Origin of the sequence: Pseudomonas sp. R19M (assembly GCF_050312585.1) — a bacterium.
GTDB classification, from domain to species: Bacteria; Pseudomonadota; Gammaproteobacteria; order Pseudomonadales; family Pseudomonadaceae; genus Aquipseudomonas; species Aquipseudomonas palleroniana.
On sequence record NZ_JBNPJV010000011.1, the window covers coordinates 39,740 to 58,326 of the forward strand.

14 protein-coding genes are annotated in these 18,587 nt (G+C 60.8%); 8 read left to right on the plus strand and 6 right to left on the minus strand.

Annotated elements, in window-relative coordinates:
• Positions 1-42: 42 nt before the first annotated feature.
• Both lolD and ACQRBT_RS01565 read right to left on the minus strand, forming a co-directional pair.
• Positions 43-726, minus strand: a complete 684-nt coding sequence (gene lolD, locus ACQRBT_RS01560; protein ID WP_162843511.1) for a lipoprotein-releasing ABC transporter ATP-binding protein LolD — start codon at positions 724-726, stop codon at positions 43-45.
• A gap of 7 nt (positions 727-733) precedes the next feature.
• On the minus strand, positions 734-1,984 hold the full coding sequence (locus tag ACQRBT_RS01565) for a lipoprotein-releasing ABC transporter permease subunit (RefSeq protein ID WP_060753157.1): 1,251 nt from the start codon (positions 1,982-1,984) through the stop codon (positions 734-736).
• Between the two features lie 94 nt (positions 1,985-2,078).
• Here ACQRBT_RS01565 and ACQRBT_RS01570 point away from each other — a divergent pair, with 94 nt between their 5' ends.
• Both ACQRBT_RS01570 and ACQRBT_RS01575 read left to right on the plus strand, forming a co-directional pair.
• Positions 2,079-2,663 (plus strand): PilZ domain-containing protein, encoded by a 585-nt coding sequence (locus tag ACQRBT_RS01570; RefSeq protein ID WP_060753156.1) that lies wholly within the window; start codon positions 2,079-2,081, stop codon positions 2,661-2,663.
• A 43-nt stretch (positions 2,664-2,706) separates the two neighbouring features.
• The gene (locus tag ACQRBT_RS01575; RefSeq protein ID WP_060753155.1) at positions 2,707-3,429 is read left to right on the plus strand and encodes a glycerophosphodiester phosphodiesterase; all 723 of its coding nucleotides are present in this window, start codon (positions 2,707-2,709) and stop codon (positions 3,427-3,429) included.
• Between the two features lie 42 nt (positions 3,430-3,471).
• Here the strand turns inward: ACQRBT_RS01575 and sthA are convergent, their stop codons facing one another.
• Positions 3,472-4,866 carry a Si-specific NAD(P)(+) transhydrogenase gene (sthA, locus tag ACQRBT_RS01580; protein WP_060753154.1) on the minus strand — a complete coding sequence of 465 codons (1,395 nt, stop codon included), beginning with the start codon at positions 4,864-4,866 and terminating at the stop codon, positions 3,472-3,474.
• 359 nt (positions 4,867-5,225) lie between these two features.
• Here sthA and ACQRBT_RS01585 point away from each other — a divergent pair, with 359 nt between their 5' ends.
• Positions 5,226-6,518 carry an MFS transporter gene (locus tag ACQRBT_RS01585; protein ID WP_060753153.1) on the plus strand — a complete coding sequence of 431 codons (1,293 nt, stop codon included), beginning with the start codon at positions 5,226-5,228 and terminating at the stop codon, positions 6,516-6,518.
• Positions 6,519-6,580: 62 nt separating this feature from the next.
• Here the strand turns inward: ACQRBT_RS01585 and ACQRBT_RS01590 are convergent, their stop codons facing one another.
• On the minus strand, positions 6,581-8,044 hold the full coding sequence (locus ACQRBT_RS01590; RefSeq protein WP_060753152.1) for a glyceraldehyde-3-phosphate dehydrogenase: 1,464 nt from the start codon (positions 8,042-8,044) through the stop codon (positions 6,581-6,583).
• Positions 8,045-8,384: 340 nt separating this feature from the next.
• Between ACQRBT_RS01590 and mfd the strand changes: the two genes are divergently transcribed.
• Genes mfd through ACQRBT_RS01605 form a run of 3 tightly spaced genes read left to right on the plus strand, consistent with a single transcriptional unit; the run spans position 8,385 to position 15,115 of the window.
• Positions 8,385-11,834, plus strand: coding sequence for a transcription-repair coupling factor (gene mfd / locus ACQRBT_RS01595; RefSeq protein ID WP_060753151.1), 3,450 nt, complete (start codon positions 8,385-8,387; stop codon positions 11,832-11,834).
• Positions 11,835-11,845: 11 nt separating this feature from the next.
• Positions 11,846-12,415 (plus strand): CsiV family protein, encoded by a 570-nt coding sequence (locus tag ACQRBT_RS01600; protein WP_060753150.1) that lies wholly within the window; start codon positions 11,846-11,848, stop codon positions 12,413-12,415.
• Positions 12,416-12,424: 9 nt separating this feature from the next.
• Complete coding sequence (locus tag ACQRBT_RS01605) at positions 12,425-15,115, plus strand: DEAD/DEAH box helicase (RefSeq protein ID WP_244697968.1); 2,691 nt, start codon at positions 12,425-12,427, stop codon at positions 15,113-15,115.
• A gap of 111 nt (positions 15,116-15,226) precedes the next feature.
• Here the strand turns inward: ACQRBT_RS01605 and nagZ are convergent, their stop codons facing one another.
• On the minus strand, positions 15,227-16,237 hold the full coding sequence (gene nagZ / locus ACQRBT_RS01610; protein ID WP_104995827.1) for a beta-N-acetylhexosaminidase: 1,011 nt from the start codon (positions 16,235-16,237) through the stop codon (positions 15,227-15,229).
• A 153-nt stretch (positions 16,238-16,390) separates the two neighbouring features.
• Positions 16,391-17,098: a TetR/AcrR family transcriptional regulator gene (locus ACQRBT_RS01615; RefSeq protein WP_053255043.1), complete on the minus strand. Its 708-nt coding sequence runs from the start codon at positions 17,096-17,098 to the stop codon at positions 16,391-16,393.
• Between the two features lie 262 nt (positions 17,099-17,360).
• On the opposite strand from ACQRBT_RS01615, the gene lexA reads away from it, so the two are divergent.
• Positions 17,361-17,969, plus strand: coding sequence for a transcriptional repressor LexA (gene lexA / locus ACQRBT_RS01620; RefSeq protein ID WP_060753147.1), 609 nt, complete (start codon positions 17,361-17,363; stop codon positions 17,967-17,969).
• A gap of 10 nt (positions 17,970-17,979) precedes the next feature.
• Entirely contained in the window at positions 17,980-18,453 is a 474-nt protein-coding gene (gene sulA, locus ACQRBT_RS01625; protein ID WP_090366160.1) for an SOS-induced cell division inhibitor SulA, read from the plus strand.
• Positions 18,454-18,587: the final 134 nt, after the last annotated feature.

The following is an 18,587-nucleotide window of genomic DNA, read 5'->3' on the forward strand; positions in this document are numbered from 1 at the left end:
AAAAATGGAAAACCCGACGTCCGGCGCCGGGCTTGAAACGGGTCAGATGGCGACCAGATGACCTTCCTGCAAGTGCAACACGCGATCCATCTGGCGGGCCATGCTCATGTCATGGGTGACCACCAGGAACGCGGTGCGCATCTGGGTGCTCAGTTCCAGCATCAAGTCCTTGATGCCCTGGGCCGTGTGGGTATCGAGGTTGCCGGTGGGCTCATCCAGCATCACCAACCCGGGGTTGTTGACCAGGGCACGGGCAATCGCCACGCGCTGGCGTTCACCGCCGGACAGCTCGGCCGGTTTGTGCTCCAGGCGATGCCCCAGGCCGACACGCTCCAGCAGCGCCTTTGCGCGCTGGCGCGCTTCCGGGATGGCGGTCTTGCCGATCAGCAGCGGCATGCACACGTTTTCCAGGGCGGTGAATTCCGGCAACAGGTGGTGGAACTGGTACACAAAACCGAGCGAACGGTTGCGCAGTTGGCCACGGGCCTTCTCGCCCAGCGCCGACAATTCTTCACCGGCCAGCCAGACGCTGCCCGCCGACGGCGTATCCAGGCCGCCCAACAGGTTGAGCAAGGTACTCTTGCCGGAACCGGAACTGCCGACGATCGCCACGCGCTCGCCAGGATGAAGTTCCAGTTGCAGGTTGGACAGCACCACCACCGACTCCGGGCCTTCCTCGTAGGATTTGCCCAGGTTGCGGCAGCTCAGGATTGCTTTTTCACTCATGCCCGATTCACTCATAACGTAAGGCCTGTGCTGGCTGGGTACGTGCCGCGCGCCAGGCTGGATACAGGGTGGCAAGGAAACTCAAGACCAACGCGGCACCGCCGACCATCAACACGTCCTGGGCCTGAACCTGGGACGGCAGGTAGTCGATGAAGTAGACGTCGGCGTTGAGGAACTTGTGGCCGATGACTTTTTCCAGCGCAGCGATGGCGGCGCTGACATTCAGCGCGGCGAGAATGCCGACAGCGGTGCCGATCAACGTGCCGACCACGCCGATCACGGTGCCCTGCACCATGAAGATCGCCATGATCTGCCCCGGCGTGGCGCCGAGGGTACGCAGGATCGCGATGTCACCCTTCTTGTCATTCACCACCATCACCAGCGTGGAAATGATGTTGAAGGCCGCCACGGCGACGATCAGCAGCAACAGCAGGCCGATCATGGCTTTTTCCATGCGGATGGCCTGGTAGAGGTTGCCGTGGGTGCGGGTCCAGTCGCGTGCGTAGTACTGGCTGTCGCCCAAGTGCTGGGCGATTTCCCACGACGCGCGCGGTGCATCGAACAGGTCGTTGAACTTCAGCCGCAGCCCCTGCACCTGATCCGGCTGCCAACGGTGCAGGCGGGCCAGGTCGGTGAGGTTGGTCAGGCCGAGGTAGCCGTCGATTTCGCCGGCACCCACGTGGAAGGTGCCGACCACGGTGAAGCGCTTCATGCGCGGGAACATGCCGGCCGGGGTCACGGTGACTTCCGGCGCGACGAAGGTCAGCTTGTCGCCCACCCCCACACCGAGCTTGGCCGCGGCCTTGTCGCCGATCACGATGCCGAAGCTGCCGGGCGCCAGGTCGTCGAGTTTGCCTTGCAGCATGAACTTATCGATGATCGAGACCTTGCGCTCCTCGGCCGGGTCGATGGCATTGAGCAGGATCTTCTGCACCTTGCCGTCGTTGGTCAGCAACCCCTGCATCTGGGTAAAGGGCGCCACGGCCACTACCTTGGGGTTCTGCTTGACCTTGTCGGCCAGGCTTTGCCAGTCGCTGATGGGCGAATCGGCCTCGATGGTCGCGTGGGGCACCATGCCCAGCACGCGGGTGCGCATCTCATGGTCGAAGCCGTTCATGACCGACAGCACCACGATCATCACGACAACGCCCAAGGCGAGCCCGATCATCGAGGTCAAGGAAATGAACGACACAAAATGATTGCGGCGCTTTGCACGGGTATAACGCGTGCCAATGAATACGAAGAGAGGTCTGAACATGTCGGGGCTTGTTCGGAGGAAAAGAAGACGTCCCGGTGGCGGGGTCTGGTAAGCAGCTTTACACTCTGACCATTACCGTTACCTGGGGTTCGCCATGTCGACATTAGATGAAGAAGAGCGCCGCGAATACTACCGTATCGACGACATGATCGCACTCCAAATCAAATGCCTGTCCGCCCCCGAAGCCGCGAGCAAGGAAGTGTTGCAGGATGATTCGCCGCTGTTCAATCTGCTCAGCGAGCTGCACCTCAGTGAATTCGAAGCCCAACACCTGTTACGCCAGCTCAGCGAGAAGGATCGTACCCTCGCCGCGTTCCTGCGCGTGCAGAACAAACGCCTGGACCTGCTCAGCCAGATCATGGCCCGTGGCCTGCTCGATGAGGTCGGCGCACCGCAGCCGGTGATCATTTCCGAAGGGGGCATCGATTTCCAACACCCCACCCCGCTGGCCACCGGCGCTCACCTCGCCGTCAAGCTGGTGCTCATGCCCCAGGCCCTTGGCCTGCTGCTGCGTGCGCGGGTAACCCATTGCGACCCCAAAGGCAGTGGTTTTGACGTAGGCACCGAATTCGAAGCCATGACCGATGCCCAACGCCAATTGCTGGCGCGCTACATCCTGCAGAAACAAGCACAGGAACGCCGCTTGGCGCGGGAAAAGAGCGACGCCCCAGACACCTGATTCATCTTTACCCGGCCAGCAGACCTGGCATTAAGGAGCAATTGTGACCCTGATCTACGGCCATCGCGGTGCCAAAGGCGAAGCACCGGAAAACACCCTGACCAGCTTTCAGGAGTGCCTCAAGCACGGTGTACGCCGTTGCGAACTGGATCTGCACCTGTCCATGGACGGCGAGTTGATGGTCATCCACGACCCGACCCTCAAGCGCACCACCGACCGGCGCGGCAAAGTCGTCGAGTATTCGGCGGCCGACCTTGTGAAGATGGACGCACGCAAAGGCGGCCCGGGCTGGGTCAAGCCGTGCCCGATTCCACGCCTGGAAGAACTGTTCGAACAGTGCGACTTCGATCACTGGCAACTGGAAGTCAAAAGCGCTTCACGCACCCGCGCCGCCACCACCGTGCTGGCGATTCGGGAAATGGCCGTACGCTTCGGCCTGATGGACAAGGTCACCGTGACCTCGAGCTCGCGGGAAGTGTTGAAGGCGGCGCTGGAACTGACCCCGGACCTGTCACGCGGCCTGGTCGCCGAATATGCCTGGCTCGACCCGCTGAAGATCGCGCAGAACTATGGCTGTGAGATCCTGGCGTTGAACTGGACGTTGTGCACCCCTGAGCGTCTGGAAAAAGCCCAGCGTCAGGGCCTGCACGTGTCCGTGTGGACAGTCAACGAACCTGCGCTGATGCGCAGGCTCGCCGACTTCGGCGTAGATAGCCTGATTACAGACTTTCCCGGTTTGGCCACTGCCACTCTCGAGAATTACTGAAATCGGTCTCCCCGGCCGGCTCAGGCCACCGGCCGGAGCCGCTCAAAAAAGCCGGTTGAGGCCGTCGTAGGCCGCTACCCGATAGGCTTCGGCCATGGTCGGGTAGTTGAAGGTGGTGTTGACGAAATACTTGAGGGTATTTTGCTCACCCGGCTGGTTCATGATGGCTTGGCCGATGTGTACGATCTCCGACGCCTGGTAGCCGAAGCAATGCACGCCGAGGACTTCCAGGGTTTCGCGATGGAACAGGATCTTCAGCATGCCTTGCGGCTCGCCGGCGATCTGCGCACGCGCCATGCTCTTGAAGAACGCCTTGCCCACTTCATAAGGCACCTTGGCCTTGGTCAGTTCGTGCTCGTTCTTGCCGATCGAGCTGATCTCCGGAATGGTGTAGATCCCGGTCGGCACGTCGTTCACATAGCGCCAGCTGCCATTGTCGACGATGCTGCCCGCCGCCGAACGGCCTTGGTCGTGCGCCGCACTGGCCAGGCTTGGCCAACCGATCACGTCACCCGCGCCGTAGATGTTCGGCACGCAGGTGCGGTAATTCTCGTCCACCTCGATCTGGCCACGGCTGTTGACCTTGACCCCGATGTTTTCCATGCCCAGCTTGTCGGTGTTGCCGGTACGGCCGTTGCACCACAACAAGGCGTCGGCCTTGATCTTCTTGCCGGACTTGAGGTGCAGGATCACACCATTGTCCAGACCTTCGACCCGCTCATACTCTTCGTTATGGCGCACGGTGATGTTGTTGTTGCTGAAGTGGTAGCTCAACGCCTGGGAAATTTCCGAGTCGAGGAAGCTCAGCAACTGGTCGCGGTTGTCCACCAATTCCACCAGCACGCCCAGGCCGCTGAAGATCGAGGCGTATTCACAGCCGATCACGCCGGCGCCGTAGATGATCAGTTTGCGCGGGGTGTGGCCCAGGCTGAGGATGGTGTCGCTATCGTAGATACGCGCGTGGTTGAAATCGATATCGGCCGGGCGATACGGGCGCGAACCGGTGGCGATGATGATGTGCTTGGCCACCAGCTTCTCGACCACACCATTGGAGCACACCACTTCAACGGTTTGCTCGTCGGCGAAACTGCCGGTGCCGAAGAACAGGTCGACACGGTTACGGGCGTAGTAACCGGTGCGCGACGCCACCTGCTTGGCGATGACTTTCTCGGCACTTTTCAACACGTCCGGGAACGAGAACCAGCGCGGCTCACCAATGGCCCGGAACATCGGGTTGGTGTTGAACTGCATGATCTGGCGCACCGAGTGACGCAAAGCCTTGGACGGGATGGTGCCCAGGTGGGTGCAGTTACCGCCGACCTGGCGACGGCTATCGACCATCGCCACCTTGCGCCCTGCCTTCGCAGCGTTCATCGCCGCACCTTCTCCAGCCGGGCCGGAACCCAGTACCACCACGTCGTAGTTGTAGACAGCCATGCGTACTCCTCAGAACAGGCCAGGCGCACGGTTGGACGCCTGGCTAAATCATGCCGCGGCCAGCGGTCATGAAGGACAATTCGGCTCAAGTGTGTGAACCGGGGCACAGTCTATATAAGGCTCAACGCCGCGCACATTAACCCTTGGTCGCGTCATAGGCCAGTATTGACTTAACGACAGATCCAGGAAATTGCAATAACTGCGACAACCAGTCACTTGACTATCGGTTTTTATTGCCTGGCATGGCTAATACACATATGGTTACAAAACTGTTCAGTGAAGCCTCGCGTAGCGACTTTGCAGCAAGGATGACCAGCGACCAGGGATCACCAATAAGATAGCCAAAATGAGTGCATGACATGTCCACGTCAACGGGCAAAGGCAAAGCGATCTTTCGCGTTGTCAGCGGTAACTTCCTCGAAATGTTCGACTTCATGGTCTACGGCTTCTACGCCACGGCCATTGCCAAGACCTTCTTCCCCACCGACAGCGCCTTCGCGTCCCTGATGCTGTCCCTGGCGACGTTCGGTGCCGGCTTCCTCATGCGCCCGCTGGGTGCGATCTTCCTCGGCGCCTACATTGACCGTCACGGCCGCAAAAAAGGCCTGGTGATCACCCTGGCGCTGATGGCCGCCGGCACCATCCTGATTGCCTGCGTGCCGGGGTATGCCACCCTGGGTGTCGCGGCGCCACTGATCGTACTGCTTGGCCGCCTGCTGCAAGGCTTCTCCGCCGGCGTGGAGCTGGGCGGCGTTTCGGTGTACCTGGCGGAAATCGCCACACCGGGCCGCAAAGGCTTTTTCGTCAGTTGGCAGTCCGCCAGCCAACAGGCCGCAGTGGTATTCGCCGGCCTGCTTGGCGTGGGCCTGAACCACTGGCTCAGCCCCGAAGAAATGGGTGACTGGGGCTGGCGCGTGCCGTTCCTGATCGGTTGCCTGATCGTGCCGGTGATCTTTGTGATTCGCCGCTCCCTGGAGGAAACCCCTGAATTCCAGGCACGTAAACACCGCCCTACCCTGCAGGAAATCGTCCGCTCGATCGGCCAGAACTTCGGCATCGTCATCGCCGGCATGGCATTGGTGGTGATGACCACCGTGTCGTTCTACCTGATCACGGCCTACACACCGACCTTCGGCAAGGCGGAGTTGCACTTGTCGGACTTCGATGCCCTGCTGGTGACCGTGTGCGTGGGGATTTCCAACTTCATCTGGCTGCCGGTAATGGGCGCTGTGTCCGACAAGATCGGGCGTAAACCCCTGCTGATGGGGGCGACGATTCTGGCGATCCTCACGGCGTATCCGGCGCTGTCTTGGCTGGTGGCCAATCCAAGCTTCAGCCATCTGCTGATCGTGCTGTTGTGGCTGTCGTTCCTGTACGGTTCGTACAACGGTGCGATGGTAGTCGCGCTCACCGAGATCATGCCGGTCGAGGTGCGTACCACCGGTTTCTCCCTGGCCTACAGCCTGGCGACCGCAACGTTCGGCGGGTTTACCCCTGCGGCCTGTACCTACCTGATCCACGTACTGGACAACAAGGCGGCACCCGGGATCTGGCTCAGTGGCGCGGCAGTGCTGGGGTTGATTGCGACCCTGGTCCTGTTCAAGGGCAACCGGCATGCGCTGCGCACTGCCGAGGCCGCCATCGTTCGCTGAACACTGAACCGCAGACAAAAAAACGCCCCGACATGTCGGGGCGTTTTCATTACGGCTGATGCTTAGCGCGGGAACGCAGGCGGGTTGACCCCAGCCATGTCTTCCATCACGCGAACCACCTGGCAGCTGTAGCCGAACTCGTTGTCGTACCACACGTACAGGACAACGCGGTTGTCCTGGGTGATGGTCGCCTCGGCATCCACCACACCGGCGTGGCGCGAGCCAACGAAGTCGGTGGATACCACTTCCTGCGAATTGACGAAGTCGATCTGCTTATGCAGATCGGAGTGCAGCGCCATATAACGCAGGTACTCGTTCATTTCTTCACGGGTGGCGGCTTTCTCGAGGTTCAGGTTGAGAATGGCCATCGACACGTTTGGCGTTGGAACGCGGATCGCGTTACCGGTCAGCTTGCCGGCCAGCTCAGGCAATGCCTTGGCAGCAGCGGTGGCGGCACCGGTCTCGGTGATCACCATGTTCAACGCGGCGCTACGACCACGGCGATCGCCTTTGTGGAAGTTGTCGATCAGGTTCTGGTCGTTGGTGTACGAGTGAACGGTTTCGACGTGGCCATTGACGATGCCGAACTTGTCATTCACAGCCTTCAGCACCGGCACGATGGCGTTGGTGGTGCAGGAAGCGGCGGACACGATCTTGTCGTCAGCGGTGATTTCGCCGTGGTTGATGCCGTGAACGATGTTCTTCAGCTTGCCCTTGCCAGGCGCGGTCAACACAACGCGGTCGATACCCGGGCAGGCCAGGTGCTGGCCCAGGCCGTCGGCATCACGCCATACGCCGGTGTTGTCCACCAGCAGGGCGTCCTTGATACCGTACTGGGTGTAATCCACCTCGGACGGGTTCTTCGCGTAGATCACCTGGATCAGGTTACCGTTGGCGGTGATGGTGTTGTTTTCTTCGTCGATGACGATGGTGCCATTGAACGGGCCGTGTACCGAGTCGCGACGCAGCAGGCTTGCGCGCTTGGTCAGATCGTTCTCTGCGCCTTTGCGCACAACGATGGCACGCAGGCGCAGGCCATCGCCACCACCGGTTTTCTCGATCAGGATACGCGCCAGCAGGCGGCCGATACGACCGAAGCCGTACAGGACAACGTCGGTGCCTTTACGGGCAGCGGCGTTTTGCTGGCCAATCACCTCGGCCATTTCTTCACGCACGAACTGCTCGGCGCTGCGGCCATTGCCTTCGTTGCGGAATTTATAGGCCAACTTGCCCAGGTCTACCGAGGCCGCGCCGAGCTTGAGCTCGCTCATGGCCTTGAGCAGCGGGAATGTTTCGTGGACGGAGAGTTCGCTGTCGTCGGCGGAGCGATGGCGTGCAAAGCGGTGGGCTTTGAGAATCGCAATGACAGACTGGTTGATCAGGCTGCGGCCATAGATCGAGCTCACCACATTGTTATTGCGGTACAGCTGGCCGATAAGCGGAATCATCGCTTCTGCGAGTGCTTCACGGTCGATCCATTCACCAAGACACTGGTCGGGCTTCTGAGTCACGGGAACCTTCCACATGTAGGGGCAGAAAAAAGGGGCTACATTATGACGCCCGACCGCCCTCGGAGCAATGCGCCAAAGCCAACAAAAAGTGCTTGCCAAAAACCGACACCCCGCTGCAGCCCAGTAAATACGCGGCTTCCAGAAGGCCGCCGGATAGGCGACCCAGGCGACTTGTCCGTAACCCTCCGAAAACCATGCACCGTTTGGCACTACATATTGAGTCAAAACGCAGCTTTGTTTGTCTTAGCCACTACATTTCCTACAAACCGCATTAGGCACAGTCAGCAACTGACAGGCGGCACCTTGGGCCGTTACAATTACCGACTTTGTCGCAACGCTTGGAGCTCAACCTTCCGTGCCCGTTCTGCGTCTACCGCTTCTCCCTGCCGCGGCAGGTAAACAGCACTGGGGCAACCTGCCCGGTGCCGCCCTGAGCCTGGCCATTGCCGAGGCTGCCAGCGCAGCCAAGCGCTTTACCCTGCTGCTCACCGCCGACAGCCAAAGTGCCGAACGGCTGGAGCAGGAGCTGAGCTTCTTCGCCCCCGATTTGCCGGTGCTGCATTTCCCCGACTGGGAAACCCTGCCCTACGACCTGTTCTCGCCGCACCAGGACATCATCTCCCAGCGCATCGCCAGCCTGTATCGCTTGCCGGAGCTGGCCCACGGTGTACTGGTGGTGCCGATCACCACGGCGCTGCACCGCCTGGCGCCGACCAAGTTCCTGCTCGGTAGCAGCCTGGTGCTGGATGTCGGCCAGAAACTCGACGTGGACCAGATGCGCACGCGCCTGGAAGCCAGCGGCTACCGCTGCGTCGACACGGTGTACGAACACGGCGAGTTCGCCGTGCGCGGGGCACTGATCGACCTGTTCCCCATGGGCAGCAAACTGCCGTATCGCATCGACCTGTTCGATGACGAAATCGAGACCCTGCGCACCTTCGACCCGGAAAACCAACGCTCCATCGACAAGGTCGATTCGGTCAAGCTGCTGCCGGCGCGGGAATTCCCCCTGCAAAAGGATGCAGTGACCCGCTTCAAGGCGCGCTTTCGCGAGCGCTTCGACGTGGACTTCCGCCGCTGCCCGATCTTTCAGGACTTGAGCAGTGGGATTACGCCGGCCGGGATCGAGTACTACCTGCCACTGTTCTTCGACGAAACCTCCACCCTGTTCGATTACCTGCCCCAGGACACCCAGGTGTTCTCGCTACCGGGTATCGAACAAGCGGCGGAAAATTTCTGGAACGATGTGCGTAACCGCTATGAAGAGCGTCGCGTCGATCCGTCCCGTCCTTTATTGCCGCCCGCCGAATTGTTCCTGCCGGTGGAAGACTGCTTCGCGCGCCTGAAAAGCTGGCCGCGCGTGGTTGCCAGCCAGCAAGACGTGGAAGCCGGCAGCGGCCGCGAGCGCTTCCCCGCGCAAACGCTGCCGGACCTGGCGATTGAAGCCAAGGCCAATCAGCCGTTGGAAGCGCTGTCGAATTTCCTCGGCGATTTCCCCGGCCGCGTGTTGTTTACCGCCGAATCCGCCGGTCGCCGCGAAGTGCTGCTGGAGCTGCTGGAACGCTTGAAGCTGCGCCCGAAAACCGTCGACAACTGGCCGGACTTCGTTGCGGGCAAAGATCGCTTGGCGATCACCATCGCGCCGTTGGACGAGGGCCTGTTGTTGAATGACCCGGCCCTGGCGCTGATCGCCGAGAGCCCGCTGTTCGGCCAACGCGTGATGCAGCGCCGCCGCCGAGAAAAACGTGCCGACGCCAACAACGATGCCGTCATCAAGAACCTCACCGAGCTGCGCGAAGGCGCACCGGTGGTGCATATCGACCATGGCGTAGGGCGCTATCTGGGCCTGCAGACCCTGGAGATTGATAACCAGGCCGCCGAATTCCTCACCATGGAATACGCCGAGGGCGCCAAGCTCTACGTGCCCGTGGCCAACCTGCACCTGATCGCCCGCTACACCGGCAGCGACGACGCCTTGGCGCCGCTGCACCGCCTGGGTTCCGAGACCTGGCAGAAAGCCAAGCGCAAAGCCGCCGAACAGGTGCGCGATGTGGCCGCCGAGCTGCTCGACATCTACGCCCGCCGCGCCGCCCGCGAAGGTTATGCGTTCGCCGACCCGAAGGCCGACTACGCCACCTTCAGCGCCGGCTTCGCCTTCGAAGAAACCCCGGACCAGCAAACCACCATCGAAGCCGTGCGCGCCGACATGCTCGCACCCAAGCCGATGGACCGCCTGGTGTGCGGCGACGTGGGCTTCGGCAAGACCGAAGTGGCCATGCGTGCAGCGTTCATTGCCGTACACGCGGGCAAGCAAGTGGCGATTCTGGTGCCGACCACCCTGCTCGCCCAGCAGCACTACAACAGCTTTCGCGACCGCTTCGCCGACTGGCCGGTGACCGTGGAAGTGATGAGCCGCTTCAAGTCGGCCAAGGAAGTGAGTGCCGCCGTCGCCGATCTGGCCGAAGGCAAGATCGACATCGTGATCGGCACCCACAAGCTGCTGTCGGACGATGTGAAGATCAAGAACCTGGGCCTGGTGATCATCGACGAAGAACACCGCTTTGGGGTGCGCCAGAAAGAACAGCTCAAGGCCCTGCGCAGCGAAGTCGACATCCTGACCCTTACCGCCACGCCGATTCCGCGCACGCTGAACATGGCGGTGTCGGGCATGCGCGACCTGTCGATCATCGCCACGCCGCCGGCGCGCCGCTTGTCGGTGCGCACCTTCGTCATGGAGCAGAACAAAAGCACGGTCAAGGAAGCGCTACTGCGCGAATTGCTGCGCGGCGGGCAGGTTTATTATCTGCACAACGATGTGAAAACCATCGAGAAATGCGCCGCCGACCTCGCCGAACTGGTGCCGGAAGCCCGTATCGCCATCGGCCACGGCCAGATGCGCGAACGCGAACTCGAACAGGTGATGAGCGACTTCTATCACAAGCGCTTCAACGTGCTGATCGCCTCGACCATTATCGAGACCGGCATCGACGTGCCGAGCGCCAACACCATCATCATCGAGCGCGCCGACAAGTTCGGCCTGGCCCAATTGCACCAGTTGCGTGGCCGCGTCGGGCGCAGCCACCACCAGGCCTACGCCTACCTGCTCACACCCCCACGCCAGCAGATTACCGGAGATGCCGAAAAGCGCCTGGAAGCGATCGCCAACACCCAGGACCTGGGGGCCGGTTTTGTACTGGCCACCAACGACCTGGAAATCCGCGGTGCCGGCGAATTGCTGGGCGACGGCCAAAGCGGACAGATCCAGGCGGTGGGCTTCACCCTGTATATGGAAATGCTGGAACGCGCCGTGAAGGCCATTCGCAAGGGCGAGCAACCGAACCTCGACCAACCCTTGGGTGGCGGTCCGGAAATCAACCTGCGCTTGCCGGCGCTGATCCCCGAGGATTATCTGCCGGATGTGCATGCACGATTGATCCTGTACAAGCGCATTGCCTCGGCCACCGATGAAGAAGGTCTCAAGGACCTGCAGGTGGAAATGATCGACCGCTTCGGCCTGTTGCCTGAACCGACCAAGAACCTGGTGCGCCTGACCTTGCTCAAATTGCAGGCCGAGCAGTTGGGGATCAAGAAGGTCGACGCCGGGCCTCAAGGTGGGCGCATCGAATTTGCAGCGCAAACGCCGGTTGACCCCTTGGTGCTGATCAAGTTGATCCAGGGGCAGCCCAACCGTTACAAGTTCGAAGGGGCTACGCTGTTCAAATTCATGGTCCCGATGGAACGCGCCGAAGAACGCTTTAATACCCTGGAGGCGCTGTTTGAGCGCCTCATCCCGAAATCCGCTTGAAGGACGCCCCCATGCGCCTGCTCCGCACCCTAAGCCTGCTGTTGGTGGTACTCGCACCGGCGGCCTTTGCCGACAGCCCGTATCAGGTGGAAATGATCCTGGTACGCCAGAACGCGGAGCCGGTGATCAACAGCCGCGCCGCACCGGAAAACTGGGATGCCGGTGCCGTTCACCTGGGCAGTGATAAAATCAGCCCGCCGCGCCTGAACAACATCGTCGACAAACTCAATGCGGACAACAGCTACACCGTGCTGGCGCACAAAGCCTGGGAGCAGAACCTTGGCGACCAGCCGGTGAAAGTCGCGATCACCGACGGCCAGGAGCAATTCGGCCAGTTCCCTATCGAAGGCGTGCTGAACCTGCAATTGGGCCGTTTCACCGATATCGACGCCGACTTCTGGATCAACCAGTTCGACAGCAATGGCAGCGTGATCGCCAGCGAGCACCTGGCCCAGAAAGACGTGCGCACCAAGAACAACCAGCTCAACTACCTGGATGGCGGCCATCTGGCGCTGCTGATCAAGATCACTTCGCTGACCGCCAAGCCCCCCAGCGCACCACCGCCCGACATTCAGGACTGATCCAGCGCCATGCCCCTGACGTCGTCATTGACCAAACCGCTGGCCCCTTCGTGGGCCAACCGCTTTAAAGAGCAGAGCTTGGAGCGCGGGCGGCGTTATGCACTGGAAAATCGCGTGCGCATCGTCGAGTCCGGCGACAGCACCATCATCGCCAGTTGTGAAGGCTCCGGCAGCAACGTTTACCGGCAGACCATCTCACTGCGCGAATCGGCCAAGGGCACACTGATTCTGGTGGACAGCCGCTGTACCTGCCCGGTGCACACCAACTGCAAACACATCGCGGCGGTATTGCTCAAGGTTCAGGAAACCCTGGCTTACCCGGCCGCCGCCCAGGACGCCGAGCTGCTGGAAAAGCTCCAGGCCGTACTGGATAACCGCGTGGTGTTGCCGCAAGTGGTGATGGAAGATGTGCCGCCCGTGCCGCGCTTATGGCTGGCCAGTGCCGAATTCAGTGCGTTCGAGCCGCGCAACGGCAAGATGCAGCGCTATATCCAGCACCGTGCGGCGTTGTCGTTCAATTATTTGGGCAACTACGTCAGCGGGCAGAAAAACGCCGACATCATCGTGCGCCAGGAAACCCAGAGCCTACGTATCAAGCGGCATCCCGAGCTGGAACAGCGCTATCGCGAGCAACTGCGCCTGCTGGGCTTCAAGATCGCCACGCGGCAGAGCAAAGCCCTGCCGGAAAGCGCCGGCGAACTGTTCGAAATGGTCAATGACAGCGCCTGGCTGAACTTCACCCTCAATGCATCGCCCACCTTGCGCAGCGACGGCTGGGAGCTGCAGATCGATGAAGATTTCGGCTTCGATCTAAGCGCCGTCGATGATTGGTACGCCACGGTCGATGAAGGGCCGGAGCGCGACTGGTTCGACCTGGAGTTGGGGATTATCGTCAACGGTGAGCGCCTGAGCCTGCTGCCGATCCTGTTGAACCTGATGCGCTCCCACACCGAAATTCTCAACCCGGAAAAACTCGCACGGCGCCGCGATGACGAGCTGATCCTGGTGAATATCCCGGGGCTGCCCAATGGTCATGGGCCGCTGCAAGTAGCGCTGCCCTATGGCCGGTTGAAACCGGTATTGGCCACCCTTGGCGAGTTTTATCTGCAAGATCCCGGCACCACCACACTGCGCCTGGCCAAGGCCGACGCGATTCGCTTGAACCCACTGGAAGACCTGCCACTGCAATGGGAAGGTGGCGAGAAAATCCGCAACTTTGCCCAACGCCTGCGCGACATCAAGGATTTCACCTGCGTAGCGCCCGAAGGGCTGAACGCAACCTTGCGCCCGTATCAGCTGGAAGGCTTGAGCTGGATGCAGTCGCTGCGCCAACTGGACGTCGGTGGGATTCTTGCGGATGACATGGGCTTGGGTAAAACCCTGCAAACCCTGGCGCATATTCTCAGTGAAAAAACCGCCGGACGCCTGGACCGACCGTGCATGGTGGTGATGCCCACCAGCCTGATTCCCAACTGGCTGGATGAGGCGGCGCACTTCACACCGCAGCTCAGGGTATTGGCGCTGTACGGTGCGGGACGCAAGAAACATTTCCCGAACCTGCAGGACTATGACCTGCTGCTGACCACGTATGCGTTGTTGCCCAAGGATATCGAACGGCTCGCCGCCCTGCCCTTGCATGTGCTGATCCTCGACGAAGCTCAATACATCAAGAACCCCAACAGCAAGGCGGCCCAGGCGGCGCGCGAACTGAATGCACGGCAGCGCCTGTGCCTGAGTGGTACGCCACTGGAAAACCACCTGGGCGAGCTGTGGTCGTTGTTCCACTTCCTGCTGCCGGGCTGGCTGGGCGATGTCAAAAGCTTCAACCGCGACTACCGCGTGCCCATCGAAAAGCGCGCCAGTGATGTGCGATTGCAGCATCTCAATGGTCGGATCAAACCGTTCCTGCTGCGCCGCACCAAGGAGCAGGTGGCAACCGAGTTGCCACCCAAGACCGAGATCATCCACTGGGTCGATCTCAATGAGGCCCAGCGCGATGTGTACGAGACCATGCGCCTGGCCATGGACAAGAAGGTGCGCGACGAGATCACCCGCAAGGGGGTGGCCCGCAGCCAAATCATCATTCTTGAAGCACTGCTCAAGCTGCGCCAGGTGTGCTGCGACCTGCGCCTGGTCAACGACGCGACCTTGCCCGTACGGGGCAGCAGCTCCGGCAAGCTCGACAGCCTGATGGAGATGCTCGAGGAGCTGTTTGAAGAGGGACGGCGAATCCTGCTGTTTTCCCAGTTCACCTCGATGCTCAGCTTGATCGAGACCGAGCTGAAAAACCGTGGCATCGCCTATGCCTTGTTGACCGGCCAGACCCGGGATCGGCGTACACCGGTGAAGGATTTCCAGAGCGGCAAACTGCAGATTTTCCTGATCAGCCTGAAGGCCGGTGGCGTAGGCTTGAACCTGACCGAAGCCGACACCGTGATCCATTACGACCCATGGTGGAACCCGGCCACGGAAAACCAGGCCACCGACCGCGCCTATCGCATCGGGCAAGAGAAGCCGGTGTTCGTGTACAAGATGATTGCCCGAGGCACGGTGGAGGAGAAAATCCAGCACCTGCAGAAGGAGAAGTCCGACTTGGCGGCAGGCGTGCTGGATGGTCGCACGACCGGGGACTGGCAATTGGGCAACGAGGATATCGAGGCGTTGTTTGCACCGTTGCCCAACAAACAGGAAAAGCGCTGACGGTCAGACCGTCATCGGGAGCAAGCCCCCTCCCACACTGATCGCGTTTCTTCAGATGAAACGCGGTCAAGTGTGGGAGGGGGCTTGCTCCCGATAGCCGCGACGCGGTGTTCAGTCGATCAACTGAGCGTCGCGCAACGCAGTGAGCGCCACCAACCAACGCGGGTCCTGCTTGTAGTCCGTCGATGCAATCGCCTGGCCACGCATGCGTGCAATGCGGGCCGATGGCTTGACCTTCATACGCTGTGCCGCGCTGAGTGCAAGCTCGGCGGCGGCACGATCGTTACACACCAACCCCATGTCGCAACCCGCTGTCAGCGCCGCTTCAATACGGCTCGCAGCGTCGCCCACCACGTGCGCCCCGGCCATGGACAGGTCATCGCTGAAGATGACCCCGTCGAACTGCAATTCGCCGCGCAGGATGTCCTGCAACCAGCGGCGCGAGAAACCGGCAGGCTGGGAGTCCACTTGCGGATAAATCACGTGCGCAGGCATCACTGCTGCCAACTGCTTGCTCAGGCGTGCGAAAGGCACCAGGTCATTGTTGCGAATCTGTTCCAGGCTGCGTTCGTCATTGGGAATAGCAACGTGGGAATCAGCCTCAGCCCAACCGTGCCCCGGGAAGTGTTTACCGGTAGCGGCCATGCCGGCGCTGTTCATGCCCCGGATAAAAGCCCCGGCGAGCACAGCGGCGCGTTCGGGGTCAGCCTCGAAGGAGCGCGTGCCGACCACGGCGCTGCGCTGGTAATCCAGATCCAGTACCGGGGCAAAGCTCAGGTCAAGGCCCACAGCCAGCACCTCGGTTGCCATGATCCAGCCACACTGCTCGGCCAGGTATTCGGCATTGGGGTTATCCGCCAGGGCGCGCATCGCCGGCAAACGCACGAAGCCTTGGCGCAGGCGCTGCACGCGACCGCCCTCCTGGTCGACCGCCAGCAGCAAATCCGGGCGCACCGCACGGATGGCCGCGCTCAGCTCGCGGACCTGGCGCGGATGCTCGATATTGCGTGCAAAAATGATCAGCCCCCCCACTTCCGGCTGACGCAACAGGTGACGATCCTCGGCCGTCAGCCAGGTACCGGCAACGTCGACCATCAAAGAACCTTGCAGGGCAGCAGTCATAAACCTTCCTTAAATAACGCACACAACCCGTTGCCCTCACGCAGCCCCCTTCATACTGGCCGCTGAGTGAAAGCAACGGGTTGCGAGTCAATAGCTGAAATCGGCATGGTGGCTAGCTTAGCGGATGCCAGCAGCCACGCACACCCGGCACGGTCATGCTTTGGCGACGGCCGGTGTCGATTTGCTGCGAGGACGCAATTGGGCGGCAGCCATGGCTTGATCGGTCACACCGGTTTCGGCACGCATGCCGGCGGCGAGAAATGGCACCATCAGGCGCATCACCTGCTCAATGGACGTATTGACGCCGAAATCGGTCTCGGCAATGGCGCGCAATGCCTTGATCCCGGACATGCTGAACGCGGCCGCACCGAGCATGAAGTGCACACGCCAGAACAATTCGATCGGTGGAATACGTGGGGCGGCTTCATTGACCAACAACATGTAACGGCGAAATACCTTGCCGTACATATCTTCAAGATAACGCCGCAGGTGGCCCTGACTCTGGCTGAACGCCAGGCCCAACAGGCGCATGAAGATCGACAGGTCGTTGCCGCTGCGCGGTTGCACCACCAGCGCCTGTTCAACCAGGATTTCCAGCAGGTCTTCCAGGCTTGGCTTGTTTTCCGGCTTGGTCTGGCGACGCTCCAGTTCACGGTCGAGGCTGGCGCAGAACGGCCCCAGGAAGCGCGAGAATACCGCCTGGATCAGGGCTTTTTTCGAGCCGAAATGGTAATTCACTGCCGCGAGGTTGACCCCAGCCTTGCTGGTGATCAGACGCAATGAGGTTTCAGCAAATCCTTTTTCCGCGAACAACTGCTCGGCAGCATCGAGAATGCGTTCAACGGTTTCCGACTGGGCCATGGCTACTCCGCCTGACAAACACTTGTTTGAAACATACGTTTCAGAGTATGTCTTGTCAAGCGTGCGGTCCATTTTCCGGCCGGGCAGTCACCTGTTTCAGCGCTATTTAATCACATCCTGGCGGCTCTATAGGCAGCGCTGTCGCTGCCCTGCAGGCGTACCGACAAATGACCGTCCAGCGGAGCGCTCGAAAAGGATGATTGCCAAGCGCAGTCCACTGTATATAATCCCAGTCACTGTATAAAAAGACAGAGCGATCAACATGCTAAAACTGACGCCACGCCAAGCTGAGATTCTGGCTTTTATCAAGCGCTGCCTCGATGACAACGGCTACCCGCCGACCCGAGCGGAAATTGCGCTGGAACTGGGATTCAAGTCTCCCAACGCCGCCGAAGAACACCTCAAGGCCCTCGCTCGCAAAGGCGCGATCGAGATGACCCCAGGCGCTTCACGCGGTATCCGCATCCCTGGCTTCGAAGCCAAGGCCGATGAGTCGACGCTACCCATTATCGGCCGCGTCGCTGCTGGCGCGCCGATCCTGGCGCAGCAGCACGTCGAGGAGTCCTGCAACATCAACCCGACCTTCTTCCATCCGCGCGCCGATTACCTGTTACGGGTCCAAGGCATGAGCATGAAGGATGTGGGTATTTTCGACGGAGACCTGCTGGCCGTCCACACCACCCGCGAAGCCCGTAATGGCCAGATCGTCGTTGCCCGTATTGGCGATGAAGTGACCGTCAAACGCTTCAAGCGCGAAGGCAGCAAGGTCTGGCTTATAGCCGAAAACCCTGAGTTCGCCCCGATCGAAGTCAACCTGAAAGATCAGGACCTGGTGATCGAAGGCCTGAGCGTCGGCGTCATTCGCCGCTAAAGGAGGCACCATGCAGCTCGTGCACACCCCACAGCACACTCAACTGTCGCTGTTCGAGGCCTTCATGGCCCAACCTCTTGTGCCAATCCTCAAGGAAGCGGTCGAAGCGCCCTGGAGCGCCGAACCTGAGGCGTTCAGCGAGCTGTCGTTGCGCGGTGCTGCCGAGAGCTGCCTGAACCTGCTGGCGCCGATCCTTCGCGAATTAAGCGAGGAGAAAGACGCGCGCTGGCTGACGCTGATCGCCCCGCCCGCCAGCCTGACCCAGGCCTGGCTGCGGGACGCCGGCCTCAACCGCGAACGCATCCTGCTGTTGCAACCGCGCGGTACGCAAAGTGCCCAGCAATTGACCTGTGAAGCCTTGCGACTGGGCCGTAGCCATACAGTCGTCAGCTGGCTGAACCCGCTGAACGCTAGCGCAAAGCAACAGTTGATCAATGCCGCACGTGAAGGCGACGCGCAAAGCTTGAATATTCGATTAGGGTAAAAGCGGGATGCTGCATTCAATGCGGGGGCTGTAGTGAGCGGGCTTGCCCCGCGCTGGGCTGCGAAGCGGCCCCAAATTGAACAACGCGATACATCAGAAACCAAGCGATCTTAAATCGACCAACGCACTACATC

Excerpts from the sequence above, each read along its gene's own strand:
- sthA (WP_060753154.1), bottom strand. The coding sequence starts at position 4,866 with ATGGCTGTCTACAACTACGACGTGGTGGTACTGGGTTCCGGCCCGGCT.
- ACQRBT_RS01605 (WP_244697968.1), top strand. The coding sequence starts at position 12,425 with ATGCCCCTGACGTCGTCATTGACCAAACCGCTGGCCCCTTCGTGGGCC.
- sulA (WP_090366160.1), top strand. The coding sequence starts at position 17,980 with ATGCAGCTCGTGCACACCCCACAGCACACTCAACTGTCGCTGTTCGAG.
- ACQRBT_RS01600 (WP_060753150.1), top strand. The coding sequence starts at position 11,846 with ATGCGCCTGCTCCGCACCCTAAGCCTGCTGTTGGTGGTACTCGCACCG.
- ACQRBT_RS01585 (WP_060753153.1), top strand. The coding sequence starts at position 5,226 with ATGTCCACGTCAACGGGCAAAGGCAAAGCGATCTTTCGCGTTGTCAGC.
- lolD (WP_162843511.1), bottom strand. The coding sequence starts at position 726 with ATGAGTGAAAAAGCAATCCTGAGCTGCCGCAACCTGGGCAAATCCTAC.
- ACQRBT_RS01570 (WP_060753156.1), top strand. The coding sequence starts at position 2,079 with ATGTCGACATTAGATGAAGAAGAGCGCCGCGAATACTACCGTATCGAC.
- nagZ (WP_104995827.1), bottom strand. The coding sequence starts at position 16,237 with ATGACTGCTGCCCTGCAAGGTTCTTTGATGGTCGACGTTGCCGGTACC.
- ACQRBT_RS01615 (WP_053255043.1), bottom strand. The coding sequence starts at position 17,098 with ATGGCCCAGTCGGAAACCGTTGAACGCATTCTCGATGCTGCCGAGCAG.
- ACQRBT_RS01590 (WP_060753152.1), bottom strand. The coding sequence starts at position 8,044 with ATGTGGAAGGTTCCCGTGACTCAGAAGCCCGACCAGTGTCTTGGTGAA.
- ACQRBT_RS01565 (WP_060753157.1), bottom strand. The coding sequence starts at position 1,984 with ATGTTCAGACCTCTCTTCGTATTCATTGGCACGCGTTATACCCGTGCA.
- lexA (WP_060753147.1), top strand. The coding sequence starts at position 17,361 with ATGCTAAAACTGACGCCACGCCAAGCTGAGATTCTGGCTTTTATCAAG.